General features: G+C 41.5%; 22 protein-coding genes. 8 read left to right on the forward strand and 14 right to left on the reverse strand.

Annotation, left to right across the window (positions count from 1 at the left end):
• Positions 1 to 113 precede the first annotated feature (113 nt).
• Together ACTHPA_RS11825 and ACTHPA_RS11830 are read right to left on the reverse strand one after the other, a co-directional pair.
• On the reverse strand, positions 114 to 434 hold the full coding sequence (locus ACTHPA_RS11825) for a hypothetical protein (RefSeq protein WP_440500479.1): 321 nt from the start codon (positions 432 to 434) through the stop codon (positions 114 to 116).
• A gap of 62 nt (positions 435 to 496) precedes the next feature.
• Entirely contained in the window at positions 497 to 1,300 is an 804-nt protein-coding gene (locus tag ACTHPA_RS11830; protein ID WP_440500696.1) for an EcsC family protein, read from the reverse strand.
• A 272-nt stretch (positions 1,301 to 1,572) separates the two neighbouring features.
• Here ACTHPA_RS11830 and ACTHPA_RS11835 point away from each other — a divergent pair, with 272 nt between their 5' ends.
• Positions 1,573 to 2,532 carry an LCP family protein gene (locus ACTHPA_RS11835; RefSeq protein ID WP_440500699.1) on the forward strand — a complete coding sequence of 320 codons (960 nt, stop codon included), beginning with the start codon at positions 1,573 to 1,575 and terminating at the stop codon, positions 2,530 to 2,532.
• Positions 2,533 to 2,565: 33 nt separating this feature from the next.
• Here the strand turns inward: ACTHPA_RS11835 and ACTHPA_RS11840 are convergent, their stop codons facing one another.
• Complete coding sequence (locus tag ACTHPA_RS11840; protein WP_440500480.1) at positions 2,566 to 3,435, reverse strand: YitT family protein; 870 nt, start codon at positions 3,433 to 3,435, stop codon at positions 2,566 to 2,568.
• A gap of 232 nt (positions 3,436 to 3,667) precedes the next feature.
• On the opposite strand from ACTHPA_RS11840, the gene ACTHPA_RS11845 reads away from it, so the two are divergent.
• Positions 3,668 to 4,888, forward strand: coding sequence for an MFS transporter (locus tag ACTHPA_RS11845; protein WP_440500481.1), 1,221 nt, complete (start codon positions 3,668 to 3,670; stop codon positions 4,886 to 4,888).
• 27 nt (positions 4,889 to 4,915) lie between these two features.
• Positions 4,916 to 5,353: an OsmC family protein gene (locus ACTHPA_RS11850; RefSeq protein WP_440500482.1), complete on the forward strand. Its 438-nt coding sequence runs from the start codon at positions 4,916 to 4,918 to the stop codon at positions 5,351 to 5,353.
• 72 nt (positions 5,354 to 5,425) lie between these two features.
• On the opposite strand, the gene ACTHPA_RS11855 is transcribed toward ACTHPA_RS11850, so the two are convergent.
• Together ACTHPA_RS11855 and ACTHPA_RS11860 are read right to left on the reverse strand one after the other, a co-directional pair.
• Complete coding sequence (locus tag ACTHPA_RS11855; protein WP_440500483.1) at positions 5,426 to 7,474, reverse strand: CocE/NonD family hydrolase; 2,049 nt, start codon at positions 7,472 to 7,474, stop codon at positions 5,426 to 5,428.
• A gap of 28 nt (positions 7,475 to 7,502) precedes the next feature.
• Positions 7,503 to 9,005, reverse strand: coding sequence for a BCCT family transporter (locus ACTHPA_RS11860; RefSeq protein ID WP_440500485.1), 1,503 nt, complete (start codon positions 9,003 to 9,005; stop codon positions 7,503 to 7,505).
• A gap of 281 nt (positions 9,006 to 9,286) precedes the next feature.
• Here ACTHPA_RS11860 and ACTHPA_RS11865 point away from each other — a divergent pair, with 281 nt between their 5' ends.
• A complete protein-coding gene (locus tag ACTHPA_RS11865) occupies positions 9,287 to 9,955 on the forward strand; it encodes a TetR family transcriptional regulator (protein ID WP_440500486.1) in 669 nt (222 codons plus the stop codon).
• A gap of 34 nt (positions 9,956 to 9,989) precedes the next feature.
• Here the strand turns inward: ACTHPA_RS11865 and ACTHPA_RS11870 are convergent, their stop codons facing one another.
• From ACTHPA_RS11870 to ACTHPA_RS11885, 4 genes are all read right to left on the reverse strand, one after another.
• Positions 9,990 to 10,820 carry a DUF2785 domain-containing protein gene (locus ACTHPA_RS11870; protein WP_440500487.1) on the reverse strand — a complete coding sequence of 277 codons (831 nt, stop codon included), beginning with the start codon at positions 10,818 to 10,820 and terminating at the stop codon, positions 9,990 to 9,992.
• Between the two features lie 22 nt (positions 10,821 to 10,842).
• A complete protein-coding gene (gene hprK / locus ACTHPA_RS11875) occupies positions 10,843 to 11,760 on the reverse strand; it encodes an HPr(Ser) kinase/phosphatase (RefSeq protein WP_440500488.1) in 918 nt (305 codons plus the stop codon).
• 551 nt (positions 11,761 to 12,311) lie between these two features.
• Positions 12,312 to 13,070 carry an SDR family NAD(P)-dependent oxidoreductase gene (locus tag ACTHPA_RS11880; RefSeq protein ID WP_440500489.1) on the reverse strand — a complete coding sequence of 253 codons (759 nt, stop codon included), beginning with the start codon at positions 13,068 to 13,070 and terminating at the stop codon, positions 12,312 to 12,314.
• Positions 13,057 to 14,001 (reverse strand): MBL fold metallo-hydrolase, encoded by a 945-nt coding sequence (locus tag ACTHPA_RS11885; RefSeq protein ID WP_440500490.1) that lies wholly within the window; start codon positions 13,999 to 14,001, stop codon positions 13,057 to 13,059. Before ACTHPA_RS11885 ends, ACTHPA_RS11880 begins: the two co-directional genes overlap by 14 nt.
• A 175-nt stretch (positions 14,002 to 14,176) precedes the next feature.
• Between ACTHPA_RS11885 and ACTHPA_RS11890 the strand changes: the two genes are divergently transcribed.
• The 4 genes from ACTHPA_RS11890 (at position 14,177) to namA (ending at position 18,623) form a co-directional block, all read left to right on the forward strand.
• Positions 14,177 to 15,319 (forward strand): SPFH domain-containing protein, encoded by a 1,143-nt coding sequence (locus ACTHPA_RS11890; RefSeq protein WP_440500491.1) that lies wholly within the window; start codon positions 14,177 to 14,179, stop codon positions 15,317 to 15,319.
• Between the two features lie 18 nt (positions 15,320 to 15,337).
• Complete coding sequence (locus ACTHPA_RS11895) at positions 15,338 to 16,456, forward strand: hypothetical protein (RefSeq protein WP_440500492.1); 1,119 nt, start codon at positions 15,338 to 15,340, stop codon at positions 16,454 to 16,456.
• Between the two features lie 311 nt (positions 16,457 to 16,767).
• Positions 16,768 to 17,577 (forward strand): pyrroline-5-carboxylate reductase, encoded by an 810-nt coding sequence (gene proC / locus ACTHPA_RS11900; RefSeq protein WP_440500493.1) that lies wholly within the window; start codon positions 16,768 to 16,770, stop codon positions 17,575 to 17,577.
• Between the two features lie 26 nt (positions 17,578 to 17,603).
• Complete coding sequence (namA, locus tag ACTHPA_RS11905) at positions 17,604 to 18,623, forward strand: NADPH dehydrogenase NamA (protein ID WP_440500494.1); 1,020 nt, start codon at positions 17,604 to 17,606, stop codon at positions 18,621 to 18,623.
• Positions 18,624 to 18,665: 42 nt separating this feature from the next.
• Here namA and rnz read toward each other — a convergent pair whose 3' ends face one another.
• From rnz to ACTHPA_RS11930, 5 genes are all read right to left on the reverse strand, one after another.
• Positions 18,666 to 19,604, reverse strand: coding sequence for a ribonuclease Z (rnz, locus tag ACTHPA_RS11910; protein WP_440500495.1), 939 nt, complete (start codon positions 19,602 to 19,604; stop codon positions 18,666 to 18,668).
• Positions 19,605 to 19,613: 9 nt separating this feature from the next.
• Entirely contained in the window at positions 19,614 to 20,804 is a 1,191-nt protein-coding gene (locus ACTHPA_RS11915; protein ID WP_440500496.1) for a DNA polymerase IV, read from the reverse strand.
• A gap of 54 nt (positions 20,805 to 20,858) precedes the next feature.
• On the reverse strand, positions 20,859 to 21,332 hold the full coding sequence (locus tag ACTHPA_RS11920) for a chemotaxis protein CheW (protein WP_440500497.1): 474 nt from the start codon (positions 21,330 to 21,332) through the stop codon (positions 20,859 to 20,861).
• A gap of 3 nt (positions 21,333 to 21,335) precedes the next feature.
• Positions 21,336 to 22,463: a M20/M25/M40 family metallo-hydrolase gene (locus ACTHPA_RS11925; RefSeq protein WP_440500498.1), complete on the reverse strand. Its 1,128-nt coding sequence runs from the start codon at positions 22,461 to 22,463 to the stop codon at positions 21,336 to 21,338.
• A 27-nt stretch (positions 22,464 to 22,490) separates the two neighbouring features.
• The coding region (locus ACTHPA_RS11930; protein ID WP_440500500.1) for an acyl-CoA carboxylase subunit beta at positions 22,491 to 24,004 on the reverse strand (1,514 nt) is incomplete at its 5' end.

Genomic DNA, 24,004 nt, shown 5'->3' on the forward strand with positions numbered 1-24,004 from the left:
ATTATCACAACCGTTCTTTCCTTCTTGTTTCGAAAATATTTTTGTCGTTTTCGATTAAAAAAACACACGAAGATGTTGATATCGTGTGTTTCCATTGTAGTTATCTTTTTTTCTTATTGGACTAAATCGTTCATATATTCTACTGATACTATTTCCTTATCGAAATATGAATAAATATCTTCCAACTGTACATTTATTTCTTCCAAATCAATCGCTTCATTAAACAGATATTCATAATAAATTGCTTGCTGATCTGTTTGGATGACAATCCGCAACATTTGAAGAGGTTGTCTGCCAGCAGTATCTTCATCTGATAATATTGGCTCCTCTAAATTATGATTTGCCTGATTCACATATATTTTCCCTTTAACATTTTGAGCTTTCATAGTCATTGCAAAATCCTTCAGTTCATTCAAATCAGCTGTATACTTCAAGAGAATGCCTCCTTTATTTCCTGCTCCCTATTCCATTCCCTTTCCGCCATATTCTATTCATATCATAGTTCGGTTTGCTTTAATCTCTCTACAATCCTTCTTTTTCGATAAAGCATTTTGCCTGCCTCAGCTATATCATTTACCGCTGATCGGTTGATGAATGCTCCAAATACGAGACCTGCAATTGGAATCATTTGAAATATCTTTTTCCATCCGATTTGATCCCTATAGGAGAATACAACTTCACGCCAACCCTGCAGTTCTGACATAATTTCCCGCTTTGAAGCATCATGAGGAGCGTCAAATTGTGACAGCTGAGCAAGAATGGCTTGTTTTCCTACAATATCTGAGGAAACGAATTGGAGACATTTCACTACAAATAATCGTTCTTCTTTCTCACTCGGATTATAGCCATAACAAATTGCAATGTCTTGCAATGTCTTTAATTGCAAACTTAGCAACAATGGAATGTCGATTGTCAGTGTGAACACTCCGCCAATCCCGGTACTAGCCCCCTGGATTGTTGCAAATCTTTTTCTGTTGATCGTTATTTTTTCTACAGCATCATCCATCGTTGAAATTGGGAGTTCCTTTACACATTCCAAGGTATGCACATCCATCTGAGGATAATAATTTGTAATATTGGACACTGAGCTTAAATAACGTCCGCCGGTTTGGATATATTGGCCAAGCTCATCCAGTAGAATACCGATTTTATTCTGAATGAAATCAGGCGTCCATTTATCGATCAGTTTAAAAGGCAACCGACCAAGTTTTTCCCAAAACCATAAATCACTTTGGTCTTTCTCCCAATCCTCCACTGCTTTCAATTCATGTAATAGCCATTCTTTTGAATCAGTCATAATGGACTTACCTACTTTCTTTTATATAGGTGTGCAATGTTATTAAATCAATAAGAATAAAGGAATACAAGCAGCCTACCAAGGGTAATTACATAGAAATGCAGAAATTGGAATTAATATTTTATATGAAATGAAAACTTTTTTCCTCGTCCATCGTCTATATGTAGTGGAAATATCCCTTGCTCATAAGAACATTAGGTGATATGATACGCGTGCTAAACAATCTCGTCATAGATTTTTTATAATTAGGTGGTGATCATTTGAACAGGATTGATATGCGGAAGAAGAAAAAGAGAAAGAAATTCGGTTTTATCATCGGTATTGTCGTAGTCTTGCTCGGATTAGGGACTTATTACTGGGTTGATCAATATAATCAAGGGTTATCACTATCTGAAGAAGGTACGTTGAAAGAGCAAAATAAAGATTTTGGTATTTTTGATGGACCAGAACCGCAATTCGGAGAAATTAATATTATGTTGCTCGGCTCAGATGCTCGAAAAGAGGAAGATGGCCGTTCAGATACATTAATGATAGCGAATTACAACCAGGAAACCGAAAAGGTGAAACTAATATCGATCATGCGTGATACGTATGTCGAAATTCCCGGATACGGCATGCAGAAAATGAATTCTGCATATAGTCTTGGTGGACCTGAGCTTGTGCGCCAGACAATTAAAGAAAATTTCGGTTTGGATGTACATTATTATGCAATGGTCGATTTCAAAGGCTTCCCTAAAATTGCAGATATTATCGCTCCGGAAGGCATTGAAGTCGATATTCCCTATACGATGTCACATGGGATATACATGACGCTTCATCCAGGTGTACAAAGATTGAAAGGCGAGCAGCTTCTCGGTTATGTCCGTTTCCGCCATGATAGCAAAAATGACTTCGGGCGAGTTGCACGTCAACAAGAAGTTCTCTCAAAATTGAAGGATGAAGCCGTTGGCGTACACAGTCTCATGAATTTGCCTAAGTTATTAGGAGCAGCCGACGCTTATATTGATACGAATCTCGATAAAATGACGATGCTTTCTATCGGTAAAGGAATTTTGAACAATAAATCCGAAAAAATCGATACCCTGCGCATCCCTGTAGACAACTCTTTTACAGATCTTGATGTTAGAGCGGGTAGAGTCCTTGATATTGATTTCGATAAAAATATTGAGGAGTTGAATAACTTCCTGGAAGGCAAGACAGAAATCGTCGATACTAAAGAGAATAACGCAAACTAAAAACAAGGTATCCCTTCTCGGGGATACCTTGTTTTACGTTGTTTTTCGTTCCGGAAGCTCGCCTTCACGTCTAAAGAAGCCAAAAATTCCAACTGTCTGGACGATATTTGTGAATGCTTGCGGATCGACTTCGTTTATAATTTTCTCTAAGTCATACAATTCATACCTTGTGATGACCAAATAAAGCATGTTTTTATCTTCTTTTGAATAAGCGCCTTTCGCCGGAACAATCGTAATACCACGTACCATTTTCTGATGGATTGCCTGTTGAAGCTCTTCAGCCTTATGAGTAATGATCATTGCCGTTACCTTTTCATGGCGTGTATGAATCATGTCGATGACAGAAGTTGTCACATATAATGCAACCATCGTATAAAGAGCGTTCTCCGGCTCGTATAATATCCCAGCCAACACAATGATAATACCATTCAGCAATAAGAAATAGGTTCCGATTGGTTTATCTTGCAGACGTGACAACACCATTGCCACAATATCCATTCCACCCGTAGAAGCACCGAGTTTTAATGATATACCGACTCCTACGCCGGCAATGACTCCGCCAAAAACAGCATTCAGAATAATATCGCTGGAAAGAGATAAAACCGGTAATATCTCAAGAAATATCGTAGTAAAAACAACCGATATTATACTATAAATTGTAAATCCTCTTCCTACTCTAAACCAACCTAATATGAATACTGGAATATTGAATAGGAATAGTAAAATACCGGTGCTAACAGAGATGCCCAATTGATCGAACAAGATGCTTGAAACTAACTGTGCAGCCCCAGAGAATCCGCTCGCATAGACATTTGCGTTAATTAAGAAAAAGTTCAAGGAAATCGCCATTAGCAAAGACCCGAAAATTACAACGATAATACGTTTTGCTTCAATAAAAAACATAAGTACCTCCTCATTACAGTTCACGATAGATACTTGATTATACTTCATTCCTAGAAAAAATTCCTTCTTTGACCTCTAACAAAAAACATATTAATGAAATGGTGGAATGCATTTAATAATAATGCAAGTAAAAAATTTTTCAATTTGCATAAAAGAGTCTTGTATTTCGTATAACGAAGTATATAATTCAGTTTAGCAGGTTGTTTCAAATGAATAGAAAAGTGGAGAGACTATGCGCACCTATAATGAAAAGATCAGCATTTACCACGGTATGGCTTCGACAATTGCAGCAAATTTTTCAAACAACTTCTTTACGATTTTCGCGATTACGATGTTAGGCGCGACTAATTACCAAGTCGGCCTCATTAGCTCGCTGCCGCCGTTAATGGCGTTGATCATGACAATACCAGCCGCGATTTTAATCAATCGCGCACATACACAAAAGAAGCTAGTTGCCATGTCAGTCCTATTGGCACGACTCATGTTTCTACTGATTATTAGCATCATTTACGTCCCTTCTCCGACGACGCATGCATGGATTTTTCTAATTGTCATCGCGATTATGAGTTTACCAAATACCGTTGCCAATATAGGGTGGCAGACATTCATTAGCAGTCTCGTTGAGGAATCAAACCGAGGCGCCTTTTTCAGCGACAGGAACAGACTGTTGACGATTGTCGGATTGATTTCAACATTGGTGATCGGAATTGTAATGAAAGATTCATCATCCAATGTAACAGCCTATCAAATATTGTTTGCAGTCGCTTTTTTCTTCGGGATGCTAGAAGTATTTTTATTATTGAAGCATGAGGAAGAGCCTGTAAAGACTGACAGTTTATTAATAAAGAAGAAAATGATGGATTGGTCAATCTTCAAGCATCAAAATTATGTTTCCTTCTTGATAGCGGCCCTATTCTTCAATTTCGCCTGGCAGATGGCGTGGGGCATCTTTAATATTTATCATGTCAGATTTGTCGGAGTGACAATATTCTGGGTTAGCATGTTTTCTGTCGGCAGCATGTTAGCACAATTCTTATCATTCCCACTTTGGAAAAAGTGGGCAGAAAAAAGATCGAATACGTTAGTATTTGTGTGGGCTGCAATCGGTATGGCCACAACACCTTTCCTGACAGTCTTATCAACGAATGTATATTATATCGCTTTAGTTCAGACGTCTTCAGGATTTTTCCTTGCAGGTGTTGTATTATTATTGTTCAATTTGCTATTGGAACAGTCCCCTGCTCATGTCAGAACCTATTGCATAACGACTTATAATGTGTTGTTATCGATAGTAGCGTTCGTAGCTCCTCAAGTCGGTATTTGGCTGTTAGAGCAATTAGGTGTGGAAACAGCTATGTATATTAATTCGACATTGCGGTTTTTAAGTGCTGGATTGTTTTTCATTGTTTATATCAAGTTTACAAGGAAGAGAAAGTCAAGCATGGTAACATAATGAATATGGTAGATAGGAGTTTTGATAATGGCAGAACATCATTTTCATCTTAAAGCGGAATGGCCAGGATTACGCAATGATGTGGGGACGATTGAAACATTAAATTTGAAGACTGAAGTATCTATCCCTACAGAAATGGATGGCCCCGGAATAGGGACAAATCCAGATGAAATGTTGCTTGGCGCAGCTGCAACATGTTATATCATTACGCTTGCGGCTATGTTGGAAAGAAGTGAAGTAGAAAAAGAAAGCCTAACGATGGAGTCTGTCGGAGTAGTTGACTATTCAAACGGAATCGTTACGTACAAAAGAATTATACATAAACCTGAAATAGTTTTGGCTAAAGGTATGGCTGAGAAGCGTAACATTGTAGAAAGACTAGTTTTAAAAGCGGAAGCTTCATGCATGATTAGCAGGGCGTTGCAAGGAAATGTAGAAGTTACAGTAGAGCCGAACATAATATGATGCAACAAAAAAAGTCTCTTTGTCTGTTTTACAGACAAGAGACTCTTTTTCTGTTTTACGTTAGTGCAAGTCTTAGACAAACTCCCTAGGAATTTTAGTTTCCCATTTACGATTGAAGACTTCTTCTTCCCCTTCATACGCAACTAAACGGTTCATCAAATAGAAGTAATGTTCGTCAGCAGACATGACGCTGCTTGTTTCAAGATTCGTCTGCCATTCATCTTTGCCAACCGACAATGTCCAATCACATCGTACTTTCGCAGATAGCGGCTCCCCTTCTTCCACAGTATAAATATTGCGGTTCGTACTGCCGTACTCAATTCCATTGCTATGCAGCTTTCTCGCTCCTTCATCAGAGAAATCATCGAGCTTCCATACATTCGAGACAACATCATGTGAAATGACGCGTGTCCTTTCCGCTTCTCGCAGAATGTCTTTTTCCAATACAGGAGCCGTCTCAGGATGCTGAAATGGTTGAAGTTCCAAATCAATCGTTTTTGGCTCCCTCACAGGCAATGAAAGGAATGTCTTCTCTGAAGGATAGACAGTCAAAGTGGCTTCTTCAGGAGATGGCCAGGCATGCGGCCAATACGTTGGTGATATCGCCAATTGCCAGCGATGCCCTTTTTCCAGCTTGTGACCGATCGCATTCATATCGACTTTGACACTATATTTTTCCCCAGGTACTAGATACTCGGGAAACTCATGGCTGTTCCTATGTGTTAGGTTCAACAATCCCCACGTTACACGAGTGGATGAACCGTCGGGAGCTACATCATTCAATCTTACTGAAAGCAAAGCATTCGGTTTGTCAGATGAAAGGTCAACAGTGAATGAAGGATGTCCTAAAATATGAACTGGTTCATCTACCGGTTCGGAATCAAACACGACGGCATAGCCGTTTTCATTTCTTTGATCTCCTGGCAAATCACCTGGTTGACCGAACGGACAAAAGACGCCTGCATGAAGACCATGCTGTTGAACGCTTTCCACCTTGATTTCTTTTCCATCAGCTATATCTGTATTCAATTTTGATTGAGCCAGATAGTATCGCTTATTTATGAGATCAGCAGGCGGCCATTGCTCTTCCGCCACCCAATGGCCTGGCCTAATGAAATAATCTGTTTGGGGCGGGACACTCTCTTGAATCCACGCTCGCAGCATCGGTTCTTCCATGATGCCTGTATCTTCACCTTTCAACCAGTAATCCCACCAACGCAAGCATTCCTGAAGGAAACCGATCTGTGGTCCTGGAACCGCCATTTCTGGATATTCATGCGCCCAAGGACCGATCAAGCCTTTGCGAGGTCCTTTCAAACCTTCTAATAACCGTGGAATGGCGTTTGTATAGCCATCCGCCCATCCACCTACTGCATATACCGGTATTTCAATATCTTCATAGTTTTCACAAACAGAACCATGCTTCCAATAATCGTCTCGTCGTTGGTGTCTAACCCATTCTTCAACAAATGGCGGAGTCTTTTCCAACCGTTCTAGCCAATTGTCACGCCATGCTTCCCCAACCACTTCCGGATCGGCGGGGCGCGCATTATAAGCAAGCATTGTGGAAGCCCACCAAAGCATGTCGGAGGCAAGCATCGCTCCACCTTTATAATGAACATCATCCGCATAACGATCATCTGTTGAACATAGTGTGATAATTGCTTTTAGAAATGGATGTCGTCTTGCAGCCACTTGTAGGCCATTGAAACCTCCCCACGACTTACCAATCATACCGATGCCGCCAGTAAACCATGGCTGTTCGGAAATCCATGTGAGTACTTCCAATGCATCATCCTGTTCCTGCTTCAAATATTCATCATACAAAATCCCTTCAGAATCGCCGGAACCTCTTATATCTACACGGATGCTCGCATATCCGTGGCCCGCAAAATATGGATGACGGAGCGAATCCCTCAAGGCAGTAAAATCATTTTTCCGATACGGTATATATTCGAGTATTGCTGGTACAGGATTTTGATCAGCATCTTCCGGCAGCCAGATCTTTGCGGAAAGTCGAGTCCCATCCGACATGGGAATCCATACATTGTTCATTTCTCTAACTTTTCTCGGAAACTCTGTCCGAACTATTCGGTTTGATTCACGTACGTTGAAAACCATTATGAAAACCTCCTATTGATTGTCCTACTTACGCTTTTGGAAAGTCCTGCTTTAGCCATCTCAATAAAGAGACGACAAGCAGAAGGTAAAAGATATAGATTGGTACTGAAACGACGACTGCTGACGTTTGAATGACCCGCAATCCGCCGATTAAAAGCAATGAAATCGATATCGTTGCCAGCATAGCACCCCATACCATCCGATGCCATCTCGCAGGCTCTTGCCCATCACCCAACTCCTTCGTGGCAATAGCCGAAAGAATATACGTAGCTGAGTCCATTGACGTTGAAAGGAAAATAACCGCCAGTATGACGAAGAAGGGCAATACAATGGAGCTTAATGGCAATGATTTCAATATGGCTACAATTGAAGCAGGTCCACCACTTTCCGTTAAGATGTCCTTCACAGGAAGTAAATCTTGCAATTGCAAATTCATCGTATAACCACCGAACACCATAAAGTAAATCCATCCACCGATAGACCCCCATAAAAGCATATGGATGATCAATTGACGAATCGTTCTTCCCTTCGAAATTCTGGCAACGAAAAGGCCCATGAAAGAAGCTGTCGCAGCGAACCAAGCCCAGTAAAATACTGTCCAGCTTTGAGGAAATCCGCTTTTGCCAATAGGATCTGTATAAAAACTCATCATGGCAAAATTTTGGATCATCATGCCAAAACTGTTTGTAAAGTATGTCAAAATAAATAAAGTAGGTCCTGCAAGAAAAACAAAGATTGCAAGCGCTAAAGCAAGATAGACATTAATATCGCTCAATCTACGAATACCTTTATGGAGTCCCAAGTAAGCACTCGCAGAGTAAATGACTGTTATACAAACGACAATAATAGCATCTAGTGTAAGAGTTTGTTCAATTCCTAAAATACTCCCCACAACTGCAGATACCATTGGGACACCTAACCCAAGCGATGTCCCTAATCCTCCTACCAAACTCCAAATGACTAGAATATCAATCAATTTACCTAGCCAGCCATCTGCATACTTCCCGAGAGCTCCACTAAGAGCGACGCTCATCTTTAAGGATGGGCGCTTTTTAATGAAATAAGAATAAGCGATGACTACAGTCGGGAATGCATACAATGACCACGCTGAAATTCCCCAATGGAATAAACCATAAGTCAATGCCCACTCAGCAGCTTCTTTACTTTCCGGTTCAATCCCGAACGGAGGACCTGTGAAATAGAAAATTGGTTCAATCATTGACCAATACATAATGCTTGTACCCATACCTGCCGTGAAAAGCATTGTCCCCCAACTGAATGTAGAAAACTCTGGCTTGCCTTCGCCAAGTTTAATTTTTCCATAGCGGCTAAAAACGAGCCATATTAAAATGATGAATAATCCGATCGTCAAAAACTGAAATGCCCAATCCATTTTATATGTAATTTCAGACATTAAACTGTCTAAATACGGCTCCGCGGTAGAACGATTCATAACGAGCAAAACAGTTGCCGCTATAATGACTGCTATTGACGCCCAAAAAATAAATGGATCAATCCGAACTTTTTTCATTTCTCCCACCCCTTTTTTATTTTTCTACCAGTACGGGTAAATTTCCCGCCAATTGATAACGCTTTCAATAAATCTACGAAATGTATTAAACAAGCTTGCCTTTAAAATACATTTTGAAGATTGATTGAATACAAAAACATAATCAGATAGAATATACTAATCATGATTATTTAATTAATATCGATTATTCTATCACAAGAAAATTAATAGAACAATCATAAATAGCAAATTATTATAATGTAAATCTTGTATAATGAAATTATGGAAAGGAAGAGATATGGTTGAGCAATAAAACAATTCAAATGAGCAGAATGTGGAAATACTTTATAGAAGCAACAGTGGAAATTATCGAAGAAGAAGGCATTGATCAAGTAACAATTAGAAAAGTTGCAGACCGCGCTGGATATAATAGTGCAACAATCTACAATTATTTCAAGGAAGTTTCCCATTTAATTTTCTTCGCTTCTATGAAGCTTTTGAAAGATTATATTGAGGATGTCACTGAAAAAATGGATACTGGAAAAACATATTTGGAGAAATATATGCTCGCTTGGGAATGCTTCTGTAATCATTCCTTCAGACAACCTTCCGTTTTCCACGCAGTCTTTATTATGGATCTCGGTGATCACCCGGAAAAAATGATTGAACGGTACTATGAGATGTACCCTTCCGATTTAATAAACATTCCAGAAGAGTTGAAACCGATCTTGTTCGAGAGGAGCATGACAAAACGAGGAAAGTCACTTTTGAAAATGGCTGCAAAAGAAGGAATGATCGATGAATCCAAAGTGGACTCACTGAATGAAATGACTAATCTATTATGGCAAGGTATGATGACGAATATATTAAATAACAGATTGGATTATAGTTTGGAAGTGGCAGAACAAAAAACATTGCAATATATTGGTCAAATGGTGGAGAACACTTTGACACATAAGATTAATAGTTAAAAACCGATGGACGAATCCATCGGTTTTTTGAGATTTATACAGTTTGCCACTTCTGAATGAAATAAGAAGCCGTGCTTTGCAACTTAGGATAACGTTTCGACTTCTTCATTGCGAAATACAATGTTTTCATGAATTGTAATGAATTCGTACGTGCATAGTAAAATAATTGGGAGTACCCACCTTCAGGTGTTTTCCTATCCAATTGGTCAAAGACTTGTTCGACCCATTCAACTAAAATGTCTTCCGGATAATCGATGTTCGCTAATGATAGGATGATTGCAACTAAACGTTCATCCTCGTCATCCGTGTAGACGCTGCCTTTCCAAAAGCATGATGTTACGCCTTGCAAAATAATAGGGATCAGTCTTCTTTCAGTTAATGGGTGGCTTGCAATAACAGCCGAAAGATCCGCACCATGGGCAATGCCATGGGCCCATCCTTTGTCCTCCACAAACCCTCGGATATCTTGTTCAAGTGAAAGATAGGTTGCGCATTTCTCCATCGCTTCAGTTCGCAATTTTGAATCTATGAAAGGATGTTCTTTATCCAACCAAAATAATCCCGTGAGCCAAAGCGTTGAGAAGGAGCGGATAAACACATCGTCGGAGTCTTGTTCACCGATCGACATAAATAAATATTGGTCTGTAATCAATTCTTTAAGGGCATGGATCAATTGATTCGTTTCCAAGTGTTGACCCGAAATCAGTTTTACGAAAAGTCTGTAAATCAATTCATCGCGCAACTCGCCATCCGGGGACCCTAGATTGGCTAGCATGTTAGAAAAAAGCTCCTCACCATGCTTTTCCATATAGTTTCGACACTGCAAATCATCCATTTCCAATACCATCTTCAGCTGCTGTTTCATGAGAGACCTCTTTTCCGTGGCTTTATTCATCAAATTCGGATTCTAGTCGCTTCTTGAACTCTTCAGCTGCGCTATATCCTTGCTGTTGCAAATACCAATTATTCGCTGCTGCTTCAATCAATCCCGCGACGTCTCTACCTGGCTGCAATTGAATTTGAATATGTGGGACCGGAACGTCCATATAAGTCTTAAATTTCGTATCGAGTTCCAATTCATTATTCAATGCATTGTCTTGCCATTCCGTCAATTCAATATCGAGAGCAATTCGGCTTTCTTCCTGAAAAGCAGCTCGTCCATATAATCTGACAACGTTGAGCAACCCAATGCTTCGCAGTGCCAGAAATTCCTTATTCTTTTCATCGTGAGTTCCGAGAAGCGTTTGTGGACTTAGTTTTTTCAACACTACAATATCATCAGCGATCAACCGATGCCCTCTGCCGATCAGTGTATGCGCCGTTTCACTCTTCCCCACTCCCGACTTGCCTCGGAGCAGAATTCCAATTCCTGCAACATTCACACATACTCCATGGACAGCAATTTCTGGAGCCATTTCTTTCGTTACATAAGCATCCAGCTTCGCGCTCATTTCGCTCGTCGAATCAGGCGTCCGTAAAACAGGAATATGCTCTTCCTTGCAATATTGCAGCAAGCCAAGCGGCTCTGCCTGATTGGATGTAATGATGATGCATGGCGGATCATACTGAACAATATTAGCAATTCGAAGCTTGCATTCATCATCTGTTAACGTATGTAAGTAATTGATTTCATTCTTTCCAAGGATTTGGATATGTTCTGTCGCAATGAAATCGAATTTATCCATGAATTCCAATCCTGGCCTTCTAACTTTCGTCTTTTTCAAGCTTTTATCAAGCATATGGTGTCCCACAAGAACTTCTAAAGAAAATCGGTTAACGATGTTTTCAATCGTTACAGTCTTCATTACGATACTCACCTCTTCATCCGTATAAATGCGGTCAATTACTTCATTTCGTATTAGTATAACATGTTACGCTGGATATATATTCATGAAGACCAGAAAGAAAAAATCGAAAACTTCTAAAAAATGTTTAGCCAATTTAAAAGAAGGGTATTCGTAGAGTACAAGGCAGAACGAAAGTGGAGTCGATTGAATGAAAGTCGAATCCGCGAAGATTTGCACAGCCTTGGCGGAAAATTTGCTTTACTGGCAAGTGTTCACTCGTCCGGGGAAAAGGATTTTGCTCCGGCCACTTATGTACGGTAAGAGGTAGGTTTTTTGTGGAAGTGCAACTTGAAGCTGACACCCCATATGGCCGATCATGAAAAGGGCTAAACTTTTTAAAGTTAGGGGTCAGTACGATCAAACTGCACTGACGGGCGTTTATAGTTTGTCAGGAAGAACAGTTTGAAGCAGGAGAACAAACAATCAAATTTTCCGGTGCGGAAAGAAGAGCATGGTCCTATATTGGGATCATGCTCTTTCCATTTCTTTTAGTTGCAACTCTATTCCCCTTATTTCTTAAAAAAATACTTATGCCCGACTTTTTCCATCAAGCTTGGACTGAGTGCGTAAAGCTTGCTTGTAAGTCCCATAATCCCGGGAAGATTGATTTCACGAACTGGTTTTCCGATTGTTTGTACGACCGCATCAGCAACAGTGCTAACTTGCAGCAAATGTCTGCCAAGTGACGAACGGTAGCTTCCCGTTTTGTCAGCCATGTCTATGAATGGCGTATCAATCGGACCGGGGTGGATGACGGAAACATGAATTCCGTATTGAGCAACTTCTAAACGAAGTGCATTTGTATAACCGATCAACGCATGCTTAGTTGCTGCATATACAGAAGCTTTTGGCGTCGCTACCTTTCCAGCTTGGGAACCAATATAAATGAGATGCCCTTCCTGACGGCCCATCATTTGCGGAAGGATACGTTTCGTTAGTTCGATTGGTGCTAGGACATTTGTATCCATCATTGTTCGGATTTCATCATCAGATAAAAGATGTGCCGCTTCGAAATGGCCTACCCCAGCCGAAAAAACGACGATATCTATTGAATCAATTTGTTCCAACAGACTTTCCATCTCATCCTTGTTTGTCACATCCGCAGGAATGGCAATAGCCCCCTCATTTTGCAATTCCCAAAGTTTGTCCGGAGCTCTGCCAGTTGCATAAACAATGTATCTGTCAGTATCAGACAATAGCCGCATAGCTGTTGCATAGCCGACACCGCTCGTCGCCCCTGTCACTAAAACTGTCTTACGTTTGTTCATAATACAAAATACCGCCTTCAGAAACATTTTCCCGTACAAGGCCATTTGCAACTAAATAATCGGTTTGCCCGATCGTTTCAGATAAAGTGAGGCCAAGTTCTTTTTCATAGACGGTTGGGAACAATTGCTGTGTCAGCTCATAGATCGTTTTGCTTCCTTCGGTTAACATAGCTAGCACTTTCATTGCCCGCTCATGTTGTTTCTGAAGTCTTGAATCGATGAGAGGATGAACATTCCGAACTTCATTTCCATGACCGCCATAAATAATATCAATCGGCAGATCTAATAGACGTGATAGCGAAGCATTGTATTGTAATAACGACTTGGGCCGCTCTGCAGTGCGGTCAGCAGGAGGTTCTATTAAAGGATTTGACGATACTTTTTCAAGTACAAGGTCGCCTCCAATCATCTCCCCTGTCTTTTCATTGAATAATGCAATATGGCTTTGCGCATGTCCAAGCGTTTCCATCACTATCCAGCCCGGATGTCCGTCCCACTCGTCGCCCTCCCCGATTGTCTTATCGAGGGTCCGGTCTCCCATCAATCGAATTGGGCGTTTCATCTTTTCTACCCAATTAAAATAGTGTTCTGGCACTCCTTCCTCTTTTAAGCACTGCATATAAAAACGATCATGGTATTCCATAAATGCTTGATCCCTTTTTAACCAAAGATCATTGTACGAATGACCGATCACTTTCGCTTTGTCGAAGGCATCCATCCATCCCGCATGATCGGGATGATGATGCGTTAAAATGACTTGCTCTATATCATTGAATGTATATCCGATTTCCTTAAGACCGCTTTTCAATGCTTCGTATGCCTCCGGTGTTTTAGGTCCCGCGTCAACTATGGATAAAGCATCTCCTTTTACGACGAATGCATTGACGTCGCCGACAGCGAAAGGCGTCGGGATTTCGATTTTATGTATCATTTAAGTAAACTCCTTCGAATTTCATTAGATTAAATATTTATGAATGGTTATTCAGTACATTGTACATCTTTTCTAAAGTTACGTCACCCATGAAAAACCCACATTCTTGAAACCTTTATTAGTGCTATCCGTAGTATGCTATAATGACGATAACTTTTTTACTAGGGGGATCGATATGGGGATTTTCAATTTTTTCAAAAGCCAATTTATCGAAGTTATAGAATGGACAGACCAAAGTTCCAATACAATGGTGTATCGTTTTCCGGTACAAAACAACGAGATCAAAATGGGTGCCAGTTTGATCGTACGTGAATCGCAAGTTGCGATTTTTGTAAATGAAGGTGAAATTGCGGATGTATTCACGCCTGGCCACCACGTGTTGTATACACAAAATATGCCTATTTTGACAAAATTGAAATCCTGGAAAACTGGATTCAACTCCCCTTTTAAAGCGGAAGTCTATTTTGTGAATACGAAACAGTTCATTGATCAAAAATGGGGTACATCCAACCCGATCATGATGCGCGATGCCGATTTTGGAATGGTCCGCTTACGTGGCTATGGTATTTATTCTTATAAAGTGTCTGATGCTGCCGTTTTCTTGAGGGAGCTGTTTGGAACGAATAGCTCGTATGATACGAGCAGTATTGAAAACCATTTGAAGAGGATGATTCTTTCAGGTTTGACAGATCTCTTTGCCGAATCCCAAATTCCTGCGCTTGACCTTGCGATGCATTATGACGAACTGAGCACACAAGGAAGAGAGAAGATGAAAGAGCGTTTTGCTGAATTCGGTTTTGACATCACTTCACTCTATATTGAAAACTTATCCCTTCCAAAAGAAGTCGAACAGGCAATGGATAAGCGGACGACGATGGGTGTTCTCGGGAATATGAATACGTATACACAATACCAAGCAGCAGAAGCGATTCGCGATGTGGCTAAAAATGATAGCAGCGGAATGGCCGCAACAGGTGCCAGCATAGGTGTCGGAGCTGCAATCGGGAATGCGATGGCTGGCGCATTCACTTCAAATCAGCAACAGTCAGCACCTCCAACTGAATCGGCAAAAATGGCTTGTCCACACTGCCAAGCTCAAATTCGTACTACAGCGAAGTTTTGCCCGGAATGTGGTAAATCTGTTCAAGAGAAGAAGGTTCCTTGCATTAATTGCCATGCGGAAATTAAAGAAGGATCAAACTTCTGTGGGGAATGTGGCGCTAAACAAGTGACAGAGAAAAAATGTGCGGGATGCGGAGCGATTAATGGTCCTACTGCCAAGTTCTGCGGAGATTGTGGAGAGGGTCTTGAAAGCTGAACGTAATGGGGTGATGGGATGACGAATGTGGACAATGAAGTTCTAGAAGACGGGATTATTGAAGAAACAGAAGTGAACCAATGTGGATCGTGTGGCGGGAATACAGTATATGACCCTGTGTCACGCGGATTGAAGTGTCCTTTTTGCGGGACTCAAGTGGAAATTGAAGCAACTCGGGAAAATACAACAGAACACGATTATTTGGATGCTTTGGATCATGCAGATCATAGTTGGAGCGATGAGAAACGTGTCTTTAAATGTGACAACTGTGGAGCGGAAACTCTATTGGACAACGATAAGGTAGCCGATTTTTGCACTTTTTGCGGCTCTTCCCATATTGCTGTAACTGAACATGACGCCGGTATCAAGCCAGCATTGGTCCTTCCTTTTCAAATCTCAAAGGAACAAGCCGTTGAAAAATTTAAGACTTGGATCTCCAAACGTTATTTTGCCCCATCCAGATTGAAAAAAGAATATGAACTGCAAAAACTAAGCGGTGCGTATATCCCCTATTGGACATTCGACTCAAATACAAAATCATCGTATACAGTTAAAATTGGGACGTATTATTATGTGACGGTGACACGGACGGTTCATCGTGACGGAAAAGCACAGCAAGTCACCGAACAAGTAAGGAAAATAAGGTGGCGTACCCAAAATGGCAGTTACAATAAATTTTTCGATGACATATTAGTCAAAGCATCTCGCAATGTCGCCTCCGGACTGATTGATAAAGTCGAGCCTTTCCAGCTTAGTGGGTTACTTGACTACAAAACTGAATATTTATCGGGCTTCCTTGCAGAACGTTATTCAATACCATTAAAAGAAGGCTGGTTGTCCGCCCGCAATATTATCGATCAAAAAATTCGAAACGGAATTCTTCGCAAAGAAACAGGTGATGAAGTGAGAATCGTGAAAGTGGATACATCATATGATGGTATTACGTTCAAACATATTTTGCTGCCACTTTGGATATCTTCATTCAACTTTAATAATAAAGTTTATCGTTTCCTTGTGAATGGTCAAACAGGTAAAGTGAGCGGAAAATCCCCTATTAGCATTTGGAAAGTGACGTTCACTGTTTTATTGACAGCGCTTGTAGCAGGTATAGTATTTATGGTCCAAGATACGATGTAACAGTTGACATTTATCTGACACCATGGAATAATCACTATAATTTACAATATTCTTGCGTTGACGAAGACAAGTAGAGGCAGTGAAGGAAACAGGAAGTGCGGTCAGCGACTGAAAGCCGCATATCCCTCTCCTGCCACGAACCTACTTCTGAGCTGTCATGGAAACATGACCGTCCCTTTCACGTTACGAAAGCTTGTAAGTTGTGCCGAATTGATTCGGCAAATTTAGGTGGTACCGCGGAAACATGCGTTTTCGTCCTGATTTATCGGGACGGAAGCGCTTTTTTTATTCATGGGAAAGGGTGAATGAGGATGGGAAAGATCGTTTTTGTAGGAGCCGGTTCAATGGCAGAAGCAATTATCGCTGGTATACTTACTAATGAAGTCATGCATGCGGAAGATGTATATGTGATGAATAAATCGGATGATGAGAGGCTTTCCTACATGCAACGTACATATGGAGTTTCAGTAGTCTGTCAAGAACGGAATGCGTTGCGTGAAGCCGAACTCATTGTATTAGCGACTAAACCGAAAGATATCGAACAAGCGATGCAAGACATTACGGATTATATAAATGATGAAGCAGCTGTGTTGTCAGTGATCGCCGGCATATCGATCAAGACGATTGAGAATGGTCTTGGAAATCGTCCTATCGCTCGCTCTATGCCAAATACATCTGCTACTATCGGAAAGTCTGCAAGCGGAGTTTCGATGAATGCTAAAGTAAATCCACAAATGCGTAAGCGTATTTTGAATTTATTATTATCAATCGGTATTGTGAAGGAAGTCGAAGAAGATGAGCTGCATACAGTGACGGCTTTATCAGGCAGTGGACCTGCCTATGTCTATTATATGGTTGAGGCATTGGAAGAAGCTGCGATTGCAAATGGGTTATCCAATGAAGTGGCACGCGATCTGATCATACAGACTTTAGAAGGTGCTGCCGCTATGTTAAGGCAAACCGGTGAAGAACCGGAACTTCTAAGACGTAACGTGACAAGTCCAGGCGGCACGACGGAAGCTGGCTTGAAGACACTTGAAAACCGGTCATTCAAAGAAACGATTCTTGAATGCATCAAAAGTGCAGAGAGACGTTCAAGGGAGCTTGGGGCTTTGTCTTAATTAATAAGTAAAAGGAGGTTATTGAAATGGCAAAGTTATTTACACCGTTTACAATACGTGGAGTGGAACTTAAAAATAGGATTGTTATGGCGCCGATGTGCATGTATTCAAGCCATAACTTGGATGGGAAAGTCGAGGATTGGCATAAGATCCATTATTCTACTCGTGCTGTCGGCCAAGTCGGATTGATTATTGTGGAGGCGACTGCTGTATTACCGGAAGGACGGATTTCAGATCGGGATCTCGGCATTTGGAGCGATGATCATGTGGAAGGACTATTTGAAATCGTCCGCCTTATGAAACAACACGGCTCGAAAACCGGTATCCAGTTAGCCCATGCTGGTAGAAAATCTACTGTTGACGGAGACATTTACGCACCAAGCGCCATCCGTTTCAATGAACAGTACAAAACTCCAGTTGAAATGTCACTTACGGAAATACGGGAAACTGTTGATGCATTCAAAGATGCTGCTATCCGTGCAAAAAAGGCTGGCTTTGATGTGATCGAACTGCATGCTGCGCACGGCTATTTAATCAATGAATTTCTTTCGCCATTAGCAAATAAGAGAAGTGATGAGTATGGCGGCCCTTCTGAAAATCGTTATCGCATATTGCGTGAAATTATTGACGCTGTCCGTTCGGTATGGGATGGTCCTTTATTCGTTAGGATATCGGCTGAGGATTATGTAGATGGCGGAATGTCGACTTCCCAATACATTGAAATGGTTAATTGGATGAAATCTCAAGATATCGATTTGGTTGACGTAAGTTCTGGTGCTGTCGTACCTGCAAAGATCGATGCGTACCCTGGCTATCAAGTGCCGTTTGCTGACCAAATTAAAAAGGAAACAGGCATCGCAACCGGTGCAGTTGGATTAATTACGACAGGATTGCAGGCAGAAGAAATTTTGAAGAATGGACGTGCTGATGTTGTACTGTTAGCCCGTGAATTACTCCGTAATCCATATTGGGCCTATTCTGCAGCAAAGGAATTGCGCGTGGAAATCGACCCGCCTAAACAATATGATCGTGGATGGGTTTTTTGAAATAAGGAAAACTGCCGTTTGTCGACATGGACTGCGGCAGCTTTATTTCTTTATTAACTGTTCGTTCTTCCATTCAAAATGACTAAAGTCTTCTGCGATGTGAACGTTTGGGAAAATAGCGCTGCCTTGCTCCTGTAGATTGGCGATATCCGCTTGTAAGAAACGTGCGCTAATATGATTTGCAATAAGCTCCTTCACATTTGCCTCTTTCGCAGTACGAGCCGCATCGCCTATCGTAGAATGGCCATATTCGCTTGCAAGCTCTCCCGTTTCGTTATCAAATGTTGCTTCATGGACAAGAATATCCGCCTTGTCAGCCAATTTGACGGCTGCGGAACAGTGTTTCGTATCTCCAAGTACAGCTACCGTAAATCCTTTTTGTGCATCGCCAGTAACATCTTTGCTGTAAACGATGCTCCCATCAGCCAGCTCGACGTCATCCCCATCTTTCAATTGTTTCAATAAGGGACCTTTTGGCACTCCCGATTCAAATGCTTTATCAACAAGTAGTTTCCCCGGCAATGGCTTCTGCTCGATTCTAAAGCCGAAACATTGAATGACGTGCTCAAGTTCTAATGTGCACACTTTAAACTGATCATCTTCGAAAACGACACCTTCATCGATCTCCTCGATCTTCAATGGATACGTTAAATGGGTTTTCGTAAGTCGTAGCGATGTCATGATCCATTCCTTTATGCCGACAGGACCATAAATAATCAATTCATCTTCTCCGCCTAAAAACGAACGTGATCCTAGGAAGCCAGGCAATCCGAAAATATGGTCACCGTGTAGATGTGTAATGAAAATCTTATTTATTTTTCGCGGTTTAATAGAAGTTTTCAGCAATTGATGCTGCGTCGCCTCACCGCAATCAAACATCCAATAACCACCTTGCTCCGCAGATAGGTTGACAATCAAGGATGAAGTGTTGCGTTGCTTGGACGGCATGCCAGCGCCGGTCCCTAAGAAAAATAATTCCATGACGATCGCCTACCTTTCCTTAAATCCTCGTTTTACAGAACTTGGTCCAAATTTCTTCTCCAGTTCTGTTACAAGCTCATCCATTTTAGCTTCTTTTGCATATTTCTCGAAGTTTTCGAATGACAATTGTTCATTCAATTCATTTATCGGAATGACATTCGATACCGTAATTCCTAATAACCTGATTGCATCCCCATTCCAATGCCGTTTGAAAAGATCTTCTGCTTCTTTGTACAAGTCTTTCGCTTTGAAGATCGGATTGATGACTGTCCGACTCCTTGTATGGTTTCTCCAATCCGAAGTCCGGATTTGTATCATAATAACAGTACCCGCAAGCTGCCTTCTGTCCAAACGTTGAGCGACTTTTACTGATAATTGCTTAAAAACTTCAAGGCATGCCACCAGTTCCGTTTCGTCAATCGGCAATGTCGTCGAGCTTCCGACACTTTTCCTCTCTTCCGCAGAATCGGGATCCACTGGCCTGTAATCGATGCCGTTCGCCCTTTTACGAAGGCGAACTCCATTTTTTCCTAATTTGCTTTTGATCAATAATTCGTCGGTTTTTGCTAAGTCTCCGATTGTTTTAATGCCGATTTCATTCAAACGTTTTTCTGTGCTCTTTCCGATGCCGTGCATTTCTATGACGGGAAGAGGCCATAAAACGTCTGGCACTTGTCTCTTACGTAAAATCGTTATCCCCATCGGCTTTTTCATGTCGGAGGCTGTCTTTGCCAAAAACTTGTTCGGAGCAATTCCAATGGAACAAGGAAGATCCAATTCATTCAATATCCGCTGCTGCATCTGCTCCGCAATTTGCTTGGCATTCGTCAACCCACCGATATTTGTAATATCGATATAAGCTTCATCAATGGAAACAGGCTCAACGAGTTCGGTGTATGACCTCAAAATCGAAAAAACAGCGTTGGAAGCTAGCCGATATTTTTCATGGTCTGGCGGTACGATTACTAGATCAGGGCAAATTCTTTTCGCCTCACCGACTGGCATTGTCGTGTAAATGCCAAGTGCTCTCGCCTCATATGAACAAGTGACGAGGATGCCTCGTCGCTCTTTAGGATTTCCAGCAACAGCCATCGGTAACCCTTTCAATTTTGGATTATGGGCTTGTTCAACGGAGGCGAAAAAGCTATTCATGTCGAGATGAAGGATGACTCTCGCCTGTGCATTCGGGACAATTGTCATTAACCTCACCTCCATTGGTAAATTCAAAAAAACCGGATGGATGCACTCATCCGGTTATTCTTTCATACTCTGTGTTTTCACATATTCACCGATCTCATCCATCCCCGACAATGTCCTTGAAAGAATTTCTGCATCGACAACAGTGATCATCCGATCTTCCAAATTGGCGACTGTTTTGAAGTATGGCGTTCTTGAATAGGCCATCAAGCCAGATGAAGTCAAATTGCTTTCCGGGATATCTAAAATTTCTTTTGCGTCAAGAACTAACAATCCAATAAAAAGATATTCGGTTTGTACGACAACAATCCTTGCATTCGGATCATCTTTCGCCGTATTACCGTACAGGATTTGTTGAAAGTCCAAGATTGGAACTAATTCTCCTCTGATTTTCATCAAACCAAGCATATATTCAGGCAGATGAGGAATCGGATTTACCCGTTCCAACTTTTCAATCGAAACAACCGTCTCGACGGGCAAAGCGTATTCCTCTTGGCCGCATTGTATAATTACCGCTTTCATATTGCTCATCAATTAAGCCCCCTTGGTTGCCGCAACTCGAACAATTTCAATTAATAACTCAGTGAGCTTATTTAGTTCTTCTACAGGCATCCGTTCATTTTTTGTATGGATTTCTTCATAACCGACCGACAATGTCACTGTAGGTACTCCAGCCCCATTAAAGACGTTTCCGTCACTTCCACCGCCGCTCGTCATAAGTTCAGGATTCCTGCCAATATTATGGATCGCTTCGATTGCCGTTTGTACAACTTCAGCATCTTCATCGAAGCTAAATCCTGGATACATAAGCTTCACTTCCGTTTCTGCCTTCCCCCCCATAGCAGCTGCCGTTCTTTCAAACGTCTCCACCATATGAGCTGTCTGCTTATTAAGCTTTTCGGAATTAATAGAACGGGCTTCTGCAATGATAAGGACTTCATCGCATACAATATTCGTCGCTTGTCCACCTTCAAAACGACCGATATTTGCCGTAGTCTCTGAATCAATGCGTCCTAGCGTCATCGCAGCAATCGATTTAGCAGCGATATTAATAGCTGAGACTCCCTTTTCAGGTGCGACTCCAGCATGTGCTGTCTTGCCATGGATTGTCGTCCAAAGTTTAGCCTGGTATGGGGCTGCCGTTACAATCCCACCGACTTTCCCATCACTATCGACAGCATATCCATACTTCGCTGTCAAAAGAGACGGATCCATCGCTTTTGCCCCGACAAGCCCACTCTCTTCACCTGCCGTAATTATGAATTGGATATCTCCATGCGGCTTGCCTTCCTCTTTCAATACTTTTGCCATTTCAAATAAAGCTGCAATCCCCGCCTTATCATCAGCACCTAATATTGTCGTTCCGTCAGAATAAATAAAACCGTCTTCACGCAATTCCGGTTTAATGCCTTTCCCTGGAACAACCGTATCCATATGGCATGTGAAGTAAATCGGATCCGCACCATCAACATTACCTTTTAACGTTGCAATTAAATTTCCTGCCCCATGTCCCGTCACTTCTTTCGAATCATCTTCCACAACTGTGAATCCGAGATTCTCCATTTTCCCCTTTAATACTTCTACAATTCCCTCTTCATGTTTCGTTTCTGAATCAATTTGTGCAAGCTCAAAAAATTCATCCAATAGACGCTGTGCGTTCACGATACATCTCTCCTTCGTTTTGTTCCTTTACAATGGAATATTGCCGTGTTTCTTTTTTGGTCTTGTCTCTTGCTTATTTCTCATCATTTCTAGCGCTTGCAAAAGTTTAATACGCGTCTCTCTAGGATCAATTACGTCGTCTACCATGCCGTGGGAAGCAGCTACATACGGATTTGCAAATTTCGCCCGGTATTCTTCGATTTTTTCTTCTCTAGTCGTTTCCGGATTATCACTATTCGCGATTTCCCTTGCAAAAATAATATTTGCTGCGCCCTCAGCCCCCATAACAGCAATTTCTGCATTCGGCCATGCGTAGACTATGTCCGCACCGATCGCTTTTGAGTTCAATGCAACATAAGCCCCTCCGAATGCTTTTCGTAAGATGACTGTTATTTTAGGAACTGTAGCTTCCGAGTAGGCATAAAGGATCTTTGCTCCATGGCGGATGATGCCACCATGCTCCTGTTTCACACCTGGGAAGAAGCCGGTAACGTCCTCGAACGTAATAAGCGGTATATTGAATGAATCACAAGTTCTGATGAATCGGGCAATCTTGTCCGATGAATTAATATCCAATCCACCCGCCATCACTTTTGGCTGGTTGCATATTAATCCGACTGATTCACCTTTCATTCGGGCAAAACCGACAACCGCATTTTTCGCAAATTCCGCTTGCACTTCGAGAAATGAATTTTCGTCGACGATTTGCTCGATGACTTTTCGGACATCGTAAGGTCGAATCGTTTCAAACGGGACGATATCGGCTAGATCGTTTCGGTAATCATCCTCGTGAGCCGTCTCACGCACGGGTGATTTTTCCTCATTGTTTTGCGGTAGGTAGGAAAGCAGTTCCCTCACTTGTTTCAATACTGTTTCTTCATCCTTTCCACGGAAGTGGGCATTCCCGCTAATAGAGTTATGTACTTTCGATCCACCTAAATCTTCGGAAGAAATTTTTTCACCTGTGACCGTTTCAATTACTTTCGGTCCAGTAATGAACATTTGACTCGTTTCATCCGTCATAAATACAAAGTCTGTGATCGCAGGGGAATAAACGGCTCCTCCAGCACAGGGTCCTAAAATAACCGAAATTTGTGGTATGACCCCTGAATAGATTGCATTGCGATAGAAAATCTCGCCATATCCATCAAGCGAAACGACACCTTCCTGGATACGAGCGCCGCCAGAATCGTTCAAACCGATGAAAGGAGCCCCATTCTTTGCAGCCAAATCCATAACGTTTGCAATTTTCATAGCGTGCATTTCTCCAAGTGCTCCACCGAAAACAGTGAAATCCTGTGAGAAAAGATAAACGGGGCGTCCATCGATTTTTCCATACCCAGTTACAACACCGTCGCCAGGTCCAATTTGTTTATCCATGCCAAAATCACGCGTTCTATGTATGACGAAAGGATTCAACTCAACGAACGTTCCTTCATCGAGCAATAGATTGATCCGTTCTCTGGCTGTCAGTTTACCTTTTTCATGCTGTTTCGCAATCCGTTCGTCGCCTCCGCCAAGTTCAATTTCACGTTTTCTAT

The sequence above is a fragment of the Sporosarcina sp. SAFN-015 genome, assembly GCF_051966875.1.
In the GTDB taxonomy this organism is placed as follows: domain Bacteria; phylum Bacillota; class Bacilli; order Bacillales_A; family Planococcaceae; genus Sporosarcina.